Here is a 12,099-nt window from a genome sequence, read left to right on the forward strand (position 1 = left end):
TGGCGCTCCGATCCGTTTCCCAACATCTATCGGAACGCGATTTAGATCGCGTGCGGCATTCGCTATCCGAATGCGCTAGGCTGGCCGGCGATTAAAGATCGGCGGCGTTGACGACGGTCCGTGATTGTGCGGAAATCGTCAGAAGCCATTTCGGGAGGATGGAATGTTGGCAAGACATCTCTTTCCAAAGCATCTGTTGTTCTGCGGGGCATGTGTCGCGGCGCTGATGTCGCAGACGGCCCAGGCGCAAGTCTCCGCGCAAATCTCCGACGACATCGTGAAGATCGGCGTGTTGACCGACATGACCGGGCCGTCGGCCAGCGCGAATGGACCAGGCTCGGCGGTCGCCGCGCAGATGGCCATCGACGATTTTGGTGGCAAGGTTCTCGGCAAGCCGATCACTCTCATCACGGGCGATACACAGAACAAGCCCGACATTGGCGCTGGTATCGCACGCCGTTGGTACGATACCGAACAGGTCGATCTGATCCTCGACGTTCCGGTCTCGGCGGTCGGACTGGCGGTCCAGAATATCGCCAACGACAAGAAGAAACTCTTCATCACGCACGCCACCGGCACGGCGGATTTTCACGGCAAGTTCTGTTCGCCTTATGCGATACAATGGGTCTTCGACACGCATGCGCTCGCCGTCGGCACGGCGCAGGAGGTGGTCAAGCGTGGCGGCGATACCTGGTTCTTCATCACCGATGACTATGCTTTCGGCTATTCGCTTGAGCGCGATGCCTCCGCGGTGATCGTCAAGAACGGCGGTAAAGTCTTGGGATCCGTGCGTCCGCCGTTCGCGACATCGGATCCATCATCTTTCATCTTGCAGGCGCAGGCTTCGAAAGCGAAGATTATCGGCATTGCCGGCGGCCCGCCCAACAACATCAATGAGATCAAGTCGGCCAGTGAGTTTGGCGTCTTGCAGGGCGGACAGTCGCTGGCCGGTCTCCTGGTGCTGATCACCGACGTTCATGCGCTTGGCCTACAGGCGGCGCAGGGGCTTCTGCTGACGACATCGTTCTACTGGGACATGGACGACAAGACGCGGGAATGGTCGAAGCGTTATTTCGCGAAGATGAAGCAAATGCCGACCATGTGGCAGGCGGGTGTGTATTCGGCCACCATGCACTATCTTGAGGCGGTTAAGGCCACGGGCTCGGATGAGGCCTTGAAGGTCACCGCGAAAATGCGTGAGACACCTATCGAAGACGCTTTCGCTCGCAATGGTAAGCTGCGCGCCGACAATCTCATGGTGCATGACCTCGTGCTGGTGCAAGTCAAGTCGCCAGCCGAAAGCAAATACCCGTGGGATTATTATAAGGTGCTGACAACTATCTCGGGGGAGCAGGCCTTTGGCCCGCCAAATCCGGAATGTCCCTTGGTGCGATGACGCATTGATGCGTTGAGAGGACAACGCTTCTTCCGTTACGCCGCGTTTGCCCGGTCACGCCGCCTTGTTGTCGCGCGACGCCACCCAGACGCCAACCAGGATCAGCGCGCAGCCGACGATGTGGAACCAGCGCAGATGTTCGCCGAGCAGGCTTGTCGCCAGCACCGCGCCATAGAAGGGGATGAGGTGCAGGAAGACGGCGGCGCGTGAGGCGCCGATCGCTTCCTGGCCGCGATTCCAGAAGACATAAGCGAGCGTACCTGAGAACAGCGTGATGTAGGTCATGATGCCGAAGGTCAGCCAGGTAAACTGGATCTGCAAGCCGCGCATATGTTCCCAGATGGCGAAGGGCGCCATGGCCAAGCCGCCCAGGAACGCGACAAAGAACACGAAGGTCATCGGGTGCACGGGCGGGCGCAGGCGCAGGCAGGTGCAATAAGCCGCCCAAATCCCCATGTTCGCCACCAGTATGATGTCGCCCCAGTTGAACTGGACCGACTGCAGTACGTCGAGACTGCCACGGCTGACGATGATCATCACGCCAATGAAGGAGACGGCGATGCCGAGGCAGTTGATTGCAGCCAGTCGATCGCGAAATAAAATGGCGCCTGCGGCGGCAATCATCGGTGGCGCAAAGGAGTTGAAGATCGAGGCGTTGAGTGCCGACGTGTAGTTGAGTGCGACATACTGCAATGTCGTGAAAACGCCACCGCCGAAGACGCATAGCGGCACGACGATTTTCCAGTTCTTCCGGATCAGTGGCCAGTCGGCGATGACCTGGCGACGGACGAAGGGCCACAGGATCAGGGCGCCGAGCAGCCAGCGTCCGCTCGCCATGGTGACCGGCGGGATATGGCCGGCGCCGGCTTTGCCGGCGATGTGGTTGCCGCTCCAGAACAGGCCGGCGAGCGCCAGAAGCAGATAAGGGCTGGTGACGATGCGCCACCACAGGCTGGGCGCGACAGCTTGCGTCGTCTGATCGTCGGTCTGGGCGGTCATGGCATCTCCTCGCCCGATCCATGCTTGTTTTTCAGGCAGTCGGCAATGAGCCTCACCGCAGGGCGGGGTTACCTACAGAGCAGGTCAGTTCAAAGAGGCAGTCCGATGAGGTCGGTTCAGCGTTGCGCAAAAAATTGCGCGCCAGCGCGTAGGAACCGGGTCGGATCGACCGGCTCGTCGTCGATCCGTACTTCGTAATGGAGATGAGCGCCGGTGGAACGACCGGTGGATCCGAGGCGGCCGACGACGGTGCCGGCGGTCAACTGCTGGCCTTCCGAAACCAAGATGGCCGACATATGGCCGTAGCGGGTGGAGACTCCATGGCCATGGTCGATCTCGACCATATTGCCGTAGCCACCGTTCCAGCCAGCGGTGACGACTTTCCCGGCGGCGGTCGCCACCACCTGCGCGCCGTAGGGCTCGCGCAGATCGACGCCCGTATGCATGGCGGCACGGCCGAGAAACGGATCGGTGCGGGCCCCGAAGGGCGAGGTGACATCGGCGACGGATGACAACGGCCGACGCAGGGGAATGAAGGGCAGGGCCTGGCGCAGGCGCTGGGCGAGGATGATCTGATCTTGCTGGCGGATGACTTCGCGCTCGAACGGCGAGCCGTTGCTATCGCTCTTCAATGGCACGAAGGGACCACCGACCGCAGCTGGCTCACCAGCAGAGGCTTGGCGTGCCGGGGTGAAACGGTCGAGCGAGACACCGGCCGAAGCGAGAGCGGTGCGCAATTGCGCCGTCTTGCGCTGCGCCGTGACGGCGATCTGGTTGACCGAGCGGACCTGCAAATTTTCGACCCGGTCGAGCTTAGCGGTGATTTCAGCCAGATGCAGCGCCAGCGGCACGGCGCTGGAAGCATCGGAGGTTTTGCCTGAGCGCAAGGGCAGCGTCTCGGGCGTGGTGTCTTCGACGATGGGTTCGGGCCGGGGTTTCTGCGGCGCGAGGGAGCGTTCGAGCGCTTTCAGCGCCGGCGCATCGCGGGTTTCGAGTGGCGCGAAAGCCGGCGCCTGAACAAAGCCGCCACCGATCGCTTGGTTCGCTTGGCGGTTCTTTGCAGCCGGCCGGCCCATTGGCAGAGGCGTGCTGGTGTTTGCCTCAAGGCCAGCGCTATCGGCGAGGCTGGCGACGACCACGGCGCGGGTTTCAAGCTGGGCCTGGCGGGCGACGAGTTCCTGTACCCGGTTCTCGATCGAATCCTGATCGAGCAATTGCCGTGAGGCGACCCGGTCGACATGGGTGCGCATGGCAGCCAAGCGATCCTCGTAGGCCGACTGCATCTCGGCCTGACGGGTCATCAGCGCCTGCAGCATGCGGTCATGAAAAAGGGAATAGGCGGCGCTGCCGATCGTCAGCAGGGCGACCAAGGGGACGACACCGCCGGCCAGGTACAACGCCCAAGGCCGGATCGCGATGCATTTGATGTCGTCGCCGTGCGCCAGGGTAATAAAATAGCGGGAGGCGGGCCGGCGGCCTTTGGTCGTCTTTTGGCGGGAAGTCTTGAGGGAGGAAGCGCGCAAAGACATCAACCGAACTCCGGCGCCGCATCGAGGCGCAATCAGCAGGTTGATTAGATATTGTTAGGGTTAATTTTTGAGAAACGAGCCTAAAACAAGGGATTAGCCGTAGCGTTTTGCAGTTCGCAAAGACGCCTCCAAATAGAAGCCTAGGCTAGGCCGCCAGGTGGGTGATCAGGATATTGCTGCCGATGGCGATCAGGCCGAGGCCACCGAACCGTTCGGCCCAGGCGCCGGCGCGCCGGCCGATTTCGCGGCCGAGATGCAGCCCGATCCAGGCCATGGCGAAGGTGACGAAGCCGATGGCCAGCAACGTCATGGCGATATCGGTCTCGACCAAAGCCAAGGTGACGCCGACGGCGGTGGCATCGACGCTGGTGCCGAGAGCCGTCGCGAACACGGCGGCGACTGACAAAGGCATGGCGACGCCGGTGGGCGTGTCCGTTTTGAAGCTCATCCAGATCATGCGCACGCCGAGGAAGCCGAGGATGGCGAAGGCGATCCAATGGTCGACGCTCTCGATCGCACCGGCGAAGTGGCGGCCGAGCAGATAGCCGATCAGCGGCATCACCGCCTCGAGCAGGCCGAAGCTGGCGGCGATGGTGGTGGTGCGCACGATCGACATGCGTGGCGCCCGAGCGCCATTGGCGATCGAGACCGCGAAAGCGTCGGACGACAGGCTGAAAGCAAGGAGGGCTGTCTGCAACATGATGCGGCGAGCTGTAAATCTCGAACGCAAAATAAGCAAGTAAAAACAATTAGATGAAGTGCTTACTGCATGTTGTAGCTGCGGCTACGCATTGGTGCCAAGTCTGACAAACACCCGTCTCAGGCGAGTGCTTTGGCAGCGGTTAGGACCTCCTTGGCGTGGCCGTCTACCTTCACTTTCCGCCAGATACGGGCGATCTTGCCCTTACTATCAATCAAAAAGGTCGAGCGTTCGACGCCCATATATTTGCGGCCGTACATGCTCTTTTCCGTCCACACGCCATAGGCTTCGAGCATGGTCTTGTCCTCATTGGACAGGAGCGCAATGCTGAGGTCGTGTTTGGTTTTGAACTTGTCGTGGCTTTTCACCGAATCGGGCGACACGCCGAACACCTCGGCTCCGGCTTTGGTGAAGTCCTTCTTCAGGCCGGAAAAATCGATCGCCTCGCGGGTACAGCCGCTGGTGTCGTCCTTGGGGTAGAAATAAAGCACGATTTTCTTGCCCGCGAGTGACTTGAGCGAGACCTTGCCGTCGCCGTCGCTGGACAGGTTGAAAGCGGGCGCTTTGTCACCCTCCTGTAATGCTGCTGTCATTTCGCCATCCTTTCGCTCAACTGACTCTCCAGATGGACGAAGCTAGCGAACCCCTTCTGTCAGGTCCATGCAAGACGAGTGGGAATAAGGTTCGAATCGTGGCGAATTCCTTTATGTTTGCAGTGTCCCGCAACCGAGAGATGCGATCCTATTGTCTGACCAGGTGAACCCCGCCGCGATCTGCGACGTCGCACCTGCGCCGACGAGGATCTGCGCCCGGCCGAGTTTTGCCCGGCGCTGCGCCTTGTTTTGCGCCGGCACGGTCTCGCTGATCGCGATCCTCTGCCTGGGCGCCGGCGGCTATCTGTACTGGCGCCTCAGCCAGGGGCCGATCCATGTGGAATGGCTGTCGACGCGCATTCAAGACGAGCTCAATGCCCGCTTGCCCAGCGGCTATGCGGTTCAGCTCGGCCATACGGTCATCGAGAGCACCGACAATGGACCGGTTCTGTCCATCGATGGTTTGGAATTGCGCGGCCCGGACGGTGGCCTGGCGGTGACCGCACCGCGCGCCACCGTGTCGATCGACCCACTGCGGCTCGCTGGCGGCGAGGCGCGACCGCGCCGTCTCAATCTCTACGATCTCAATATGCGGCTCATCGTTCTTGAAGACGGCATGGTGGCGCTGTCGGCGGGCGAGAAAGAGATCATGCTGCCAAAGCCCGCGGCCATGGACGATCCGGCGCTGACGACGCCGCAGGCGCGTCTGGTGTCCGTCGTCGCCCATATCATCGCGGCGGCCACCGCCGGGGCCTCGCCGCTGGGCGATCTGGAGCATGCCGGCCTCATCGGCGGTCATCTGGTCTTCGAAGACCAGCGCACCGGCGTGAAGAATCGATTCAACAACCTGTCCTTGTCCTTTGATAAATCGAACGAAGGCGCCGATCTGCAAGTCACGGCCGATGACGGTCCGCGGCAGCGCGAGGTGCGTATCAAGGCGGCGGGGTTTAGCGGCGATGGGGCCGATGGCGCTGCCCGCCTCGACATGTCGATGCGCGATCTCTCGCTCGACGACTTGGCGCTTCTGTCGGGTCGGCGTGAGCTGCCGTTTGATTTCGACATGCCGGTTTCTGGCAATGCCCGTTTCGCCATCGGCAAGGATGGGGCGCTCTATGTGGCGCAGGGCGACTATACGATCGGCGAGGGTCTCTTCGTCTTCCGCCATCCCGATCACGAACCGATGGCGGTGCGCGCGGTCAACGGCTCTTTCGCCTGGCAGCCGGATCGTCAGGTTTTCGATCTCACCGGCACGCGCTTTTTGGGCGGCGGCACGGACCTGGGTTTTTCCGGAACGATCGTTCCGCCGGCGCCGAACGAGGATGCCTGGCACGTCAATATCGATATCGCCCCTGGCCAGTTTGGGCCGGAACGGCCGAAGGAGACCGATATCGTCATCGAGCGTGGCGAGCTGGCGGTCACCGTCAATCCGGTGGCGCAGACGTGGTCGCTTGATCAACTGAATGTCGCCGGGCCGGCTCTGTCGATGAAGCTCAGCGCCCAGGGCAGCTGGCGTGAGGGCGAGAACCGGCTGGCGCTGTCAGCCGACGTGCAGAAGACGCCGGTGCGCACGGTGATGCGGCTGTGGCCGACCTTCGCCGCGCCGGAAACACGCGCGTTCCTCCTGCAACATCTGCTCGGCGGTCAGCTCGATACCGGTTCCGTGCGCATCGATCTCGATCCCGATGCCATGGCGGCGTTGCGCAACGCGCATCCCGTGCCGGAGCAGGCCTTGAACATCGAGTTCAATGTCTCCGACGGCGTGTTCGACTATTTGCCCGGTGCGCCGCCGCTGTCGCGCCTGGTCGGCAGCGGCCAAGTCTCTGGCAAGAGCACCCAGTTCACGGCGAGCCAGGGGCAAATCGATCTGGCGCAAGGGCGCAAACTCTCGCTCGTTTCAGCGAAATTCGAGATTCCAGATCAGACCAAGTGGATATTCCCGGCGTCGGTCAACGTGCAATACACGGGCACCGTCGATGCCATTATGGATTTCGTTTCGCGCGATGCGCTGAAATCCTATGGCGCCGTGCCGATCGATCCGAGCACGATCAAGGGGCAGGTCGATGGCCGCGCGGTGATCGACCTGACCCTTGGGCACGAGGCGCCGGGCCGTGACCCCAATATTCGTTTCTCGCAACAGGTCAGCAATCTGACCATCGAGAAATTCGTCGGCAAGGAGCGGCTGGATCAAGGGACGCTCACTGTCGCTGGCGACAGCAAGGGCATGACGGCCTCGGGGCAGGGCCGTCTCTTTGGCACCACCGCGAAGATCGACATGCGGCAAGCCAACCATGGTCCGGCGGAGGCGGCGGTCTCCTTCGTGCTCGACGATGCCGCGCGCGCCAAGCAGGGCTGGGCCAGCGATGCTTATTTGTCGGGACCGATGGGCGTTCGACTGACGGCGCTTCTTGGTCAAAGCGACAAGCAGCGCGGCACGGTCGAACTCGATTTGCAGAAGACGGCGATCAACTTGCCGATCCCTGGCGTCGGCAAGCCGGCGGGCCGCGCCTCGAAGGCGACATTCACGCTGACCGGCGACCAGGATAAGATCCAGTTGCAACAGCTCGCCTTCGATGGCGGGACGTTCTCAGCGCAGGGACAGATCGATCTCGATGGTGGCGGTGGCTTCCAGAGCGCCCGCCTGAGCCAGATCAAACTCTCGCCCGGCGATGACATGCGCGCCGATATCCAGCTTAGCGACGACGGACTTAAGATCGTCGCGCGCGGCAATGTCTTCGATGCGCGCCCGCTGTTGCAGCAAGCCAATGAGGGGCAGGGGCGTAGCAATGGCGGCGTCGATCTCGATCTCAAGTCGGCGCTGGTGACAGGTTATAATGGTCAGTCCCTGGCCAATGTGGATTTGCGCTTGATCCGCAAGGGCACGACCTTGCGCGATATCAAGATGACGGCGCGTTCCGGCCGTGCGCCAGTGACCGTCGGCCTGACGCGCGACGACGGCCAGCCGCAGGTGACGGTGCGGGCCGGCGACGGTGGCGCGCTGCTGTCTTTCTTCGACTATTACAAGCGCATGGAAGGCGGCCAGCTTGTGCTGGTCACGCAAGGGTTTGGCGAGGATGTGAGCGGCGTGCTCTCGGTGCGCGATTTCACTTTGCGCAACGAGCCGGCGCTCGGCCGTCTGTTGCAGGAGGGCGTGCCGCAGCGGGCCGACGAACGGGCGGCGCAGCTTGATCCGAGTGCCGTCGCCTTCAATCGTCTCGGCGTTACCTTCCATAAGGTCGATGGCCGTCTGGATATCCGGGATGCGATCATCAATGGTCCGTCGATCGGCATGACCCTGGAAGGCTCGATCGATTATCCCCGCAATCGCGTCAATATGAACGGCACATTCGTGCCGGCCTATGGCGTCAATAATCTCTTCGCGAAAGTGCCGTTGTTCGGCCCGCTGCTGGGCGGTGGCACGAACGAAGGTCTGTTCGGCGTCAACTTTCGCGTGTCGGGGCTGGCGAGCGCGCCAACCTTGAACATCAACCCGCTCTCGGCCATCGCGCCTGGCTTCATCCGCAAGATTTTCGGCGCCATCGATGCCTCGCAGACGCCATCGCCGCCGGCTCCGATGCCACAGCAGCGTCAACGCCAGCCGTCGATGCCGATGTCGATCACGCCAGGGCAGTAAGAGCTTATTCCGGGTACAGCAAGAAGCGTTCTGATTTTGCCGTGTCGATAGGATCATCGTCTATACGACGTCCATGCTGGTCGACGCGCGAACGCAACCTCGTCGTGAGTGCGTATTGCGCTTAGTAACGAGCAGGGAGCTTAGTCTGCAAATGTGTTCGTGAGGTCTGATTACGGATTCCGAACTGCTTAGTGTTTTAGATCGCTAGGGGGGGGCGCCTCAAGGTCATTCGATAATTTCTGTTCGTTGGTGTTTGGAGTGTTCGCGATTAGAGCGCTTGCCCCTCGTGCAGTCACTGTCGAGTTGTCTTGCGATAGATCCTCACCGTAGATTTTAGAAAACGCGCCTGAGAATTTGGAATCGTCCCGAACCCAAGAGAATACCGGCCACTCTCGGTAACATTCTTTTTTAAGAGAATCGCTCGCCGCAATTCGAGGCATCAATTTTACGACTCCGTCCACGTCTTCCTTCAGTGAAAGCACACAGATTTGGAAGTCATCGGTTGCTGCACTCCAATCGGTTTGCTCAATTAGGTTGCTAGCCTTCTCTGTCTCTTCTAGATTTTTATATGCATTCGCAAGGTTGATAGTAAACATTTTTAGTAAGCGATCATTTATTGGTGCTTTTGATTTTACGATAGCGAATTCGATAAGTCTTGAGCTAAGTCTGTATCTTCTCTTTGTGATCAGTTCGTATGTAATATTATTTAGTTCTTCGTATGCTTTTGTGATCTCGTTTTTGAAATTTTGCTTCCAAAGTAAGCAGATTAATTCGATGCCAATTTCGATTAGTGTGTCTGCCGATCTATTTAGATAATTTGGGGTTAATTCCAGCTTATCGCCAATTTTCATGTCGGCGGTTGTAAAGTTGCTTTTTTGACAATTTGAAAGATACGTGGCGTTGATTAGAAGGTCTCCATGCGCAACTAAGTTGCGACGTTCAAATATTTCTACAAACTCTCCCCATTTTTCGTGTTTTTCTTTCGGAAATGAGACGTTGAACGTGCGCTCAATATATTCAATCTGCTTTAGATGACTTTCACGCATTACGTTAGATACTTCGTCGTCGATCAGTCTGGTAATTACATCGTCGAACGAGTTCATTGACAGAATATCAGAAATTGCCATCTTTTTGTCTGAAGAGCGAAGTCTTTCAGGCAGAGCCATGATCATAGTTTTGATTAGATCAACTATCAGAGAGTCGAATGTTGCGACTAAGCTGAGTAGAATAGCACCGGGTATCACGGCTTTTGCGGACGACATGTCTTGCAAGCGTTCTAGGTGTCGCATAACTTTAGACAAATCAGTATTGTAAATACCGAAAGTAGCGAATGAGCCATCATCGCTAATTTTCGCTGTTGTTTTCTCGATGTCGACTAGCATTTCTTTTTCAAGATATACTGTCTGTAGGATCGGGTAGATAGCTAATACGTTCGTCGTGATAGTTCTGTATCCAGATATTGATATCTGGAAACGGTGCATCAATTCGGAAAGTTGCTGCCATGGAAGCTTTTCATGTGATGCTTCGGTCTTATTTTCCGAGGAGTTTCCTATTTCTAATTTATAGGAATCGTCCTGGACTTTTAGTTTCCATTGTTCTGTTTGCTCTAATGTCTTGCAAAAGATTGCGCCGCTATCGGGATCATCTTTTTTCGGTTTTGCAAAGCAAAGAAAGCCTACGTACTCCTCCTTAGATCCTGTCATAAATCCCCCTCCCCAATGCTCTTAGGAGCAACAATTAGTATTACACACAGCACGTATATTGTGGCGGGGATGAAATACTAGGTCAATATTCTAATCGTTTTTCGCATGATAAACAGGTCGCGTTCCAACGCGTTATAGAGCCTCTTAAGCGAGAGAGGGGCTCGTTCACACTACTGCTGCGCTGGATAGCCGCGTCTAGGATTCGGCGCGGGTTATGACGTGAGAAGCCTACTCCGGCCGCAGCAGGATGTGCTTCTTCTTGCCAAGCGACAGTTTCACGGCGCCATTAACTAGATCGTCGCGCGTTAGCACAGCTCGCTCGTCGGTGACGACTTTATCGTTGACGCGCAGTCCCCCAGCCTTGATTTGTCGGCGTGCTTCGCCAGTTGTAGCTACAAGCCCTGCAGCGACATTGGCGGTCAGCACGCCGATGCCGGCGTCGAATTCGGCGGTGGTGACGGTGATCGTCGGCAGCGTGTCGGCGGCGACGCCTTCCTCAAAGGTTTTGCGTGCCGTTTCGGCCGCCTGTTCGGCGGCCTCGCGGCCATGCATCATCGCCGTCGCCTCATTGGCGAGCACTTTCTTGGCTTCGTTGATCTCGGCGCCGCCGAGCTTTTCGTAGCGGGCGATCTCGTCGAGCGGCAGGTCGGTGAACAGGCGCATGAAGCGGCCGATGTCGCCGTCCTCCGTGTTGCGCCAGTACTGCCAGTAGTCATAGGGGCTGAGCATGTCGCCGTTGAGCCAGACGGCGCCTGACGCGGTCTTGCCCATTTTGGCGCCCGACGCGGTGGTCAATAGCGGCGCGGTGAGCGCGTAGAGCTGCGGCGTGCCCATGCGGCGGCCGAGATCGATGCCGGTGACGATATTACCCCACTGGTCCGAGCCGCCCATTTGCAGGACGCAGCCATAGCGCCGGTTCAGCTCGACGAAGTCGTAGGCCTGCAGGCACATGTAGTTGAATTCGATGAACGAGAGTTCCTGGTCGCGTTCGAGGCGCATGGCGACGGAATCCATCGACAGCATGCGGTTGACCGAGAAGTGCCGGCCGACATCGCGCAGGAAGTCGATGTAGTTGAGCGCCGTCAGCCATTCGGCATTGTCCGACATGTAAGCGTCGGTCTTGCCGTGGCCGAAGTTCAGGAAGCGCGCGAAGGTTTTGCCGATCTCCGCCTTGTTGGCGTCGATGGTCTCGACCGGCAGCAGTTTGCGGCTCTCGTCCTTGCCCGAGGGATCGCCGACGCGGGTGGTGCCACCGCCCATCAGCGGGATCGGCTTGCCGGCGCCGGTCTTCTGCAGCCAGTGCATCATCATCGTCGGCAGCAGATGGCCGATGTGCAGGGAGGGGGCGGTGCAGTCGTAGCCGACATAGGTGATCAGCTCGCCGGCCCGCGCCTTGTCGTCGACCCCGGCAAAATCCGAGCACTGGTGCACGTAGCCGCGCTCCAGGAGGACAGAGAGAAAATCGGATTTCGGGCGGAATTCGGCGGACATGGGAACCTCTTAGCGCGGCCTCTCGCAGGAATGGCGCGCGAATGCGGCGTGTTTAGG

8 protein-coding genes are annotated in these 12,099 nt (G+C 59.2%); 2 read left to right on the top strand and 6 right to left on the bottom strand.

Annotated elements, in window-relative coordinates; translation table 11 throughout:
• Positions 1–226 precede the first annotated feature (226 nt).
• The gene (locus BLW50_RS05595; RefSeq protein WP_090708751.1) at positions 227–1,396 is read left to right on the top strand and encodes an ABC transporter substrate-binding protein; all 1,170 of its coding nucleotides are present in this window, start codon (positions 227–229) and stop codon (positions 1,394–1,396) included.
• A 54-nt stretch (positions 1,397–1,450) separates the two neighbouring features.
• On the opposite strand, the gene BLW50_RS05600 is transcribed toward BLW50_RS05595, so the two are convergent.
• The 4 genes from BLW50_RS05600 to bcp form a co-directional block, all read right to left on the bottom strand.
• Positions 1,451–2,395 (bottom strand): DMT family transporter, encoded by a 945-nt coding sequence (locus BLW50_RS05600; protein WP_090698674.1) that lies wholly within the window; start codon positions 2,393–2,395, stop codon positions 1,451–1,453.
• Between the two features lie 116 nt (positions 2,396–2,511).
• The gene (locus tag BLW50_RS05605; protein ID WP_090698677.1) at positions 2,512–3,924 is read right to left on the bottom strand and encodes a M23 family metallopeptidase; all 1,413 of its coding nucleotides are present in this window, start codon (positions 3,922–3,924) and stop codon (positions 2,512–2,514) included.
• A gap of 145 nt (positions 3,925–4,069) precedes the next feature.
• Positions 4,070–4,624, bottom strand: a complete 555-nt coding sequence (locus BLW50_RS05610; RefSeq protein ID WP_090698681.1) for a manganese efflux pump MntP — start codon at positions 4,622–4,624, stop codon at positions 4,070–4,072.
• A 119-nt stretch (positions 4,625–4,743) separates the two neighbouring features.
• Entirely contained in the window at positions 4,744–5,217 is a 474-nt protein-coding gene (gene bcp / locus BLW50_RS05615; RefSeq protein WP_090698684.1) for a thioredoxin-dependent thiol peroxidase, read from the bottom strand.
• A 151-nt stretch (positions 5,218–5,368) separates the two neighbouring features.
• Here bcp and BLW50_RS05620 point away from each other — a divergent pair, with 151 nt between their 5' ends.
• Entirely contained in the window at positions 5,369–8,848 is a 3,480-nt protein-coding gene (locus BLW50_RS05620) for a YhdP family protein (RefSeq protein WP_139267484.1), read from the top strand.
• A gap of 188 nt (positions 8,849–9,036) precedes the next feature.
• Here the strand turns inward: BLW50_RS05620 and BLW50_RS05625 are convergent, their stop codons facing one another.
• The gene (locus tag BLW50_RS05625; RefSeq protein WP_090698692.1) at positions 9,037–10,551 is read right to left on the bottom strand and encodes a hypothetical protein; all 1,515 of its coding nucleotides are present in this window, start codon (positions 10,549–10,551) and stop codon (positions 9,037–9,039) included.
• 228 nt (positions 10,552–10,779) lie between these two features.
• Positions 10,780–12,042, bottom strand: coding sequence for a tyrosine--tRNA ligase (gene tyrS, locus BLW50_RS05630; RefSeq protein ID WP_090698694.1), 1,263 nt, complete (start codon positions 12,040–12,042; stop codon positions 10,780–10,782).
• Between the last annotated feature and the right edge of the window lie 57 nt (positions 12,043–12,099).

It is taken from the genome of Beijerinckia sp. 28-YEA-48 (assembly GCF_900104955.1).
Lineage (GTDB): Bacteria > Pseudomonadota > Alphaproteobacteria > Rhizobiales > Beijerinckiaceae > Terripilifer.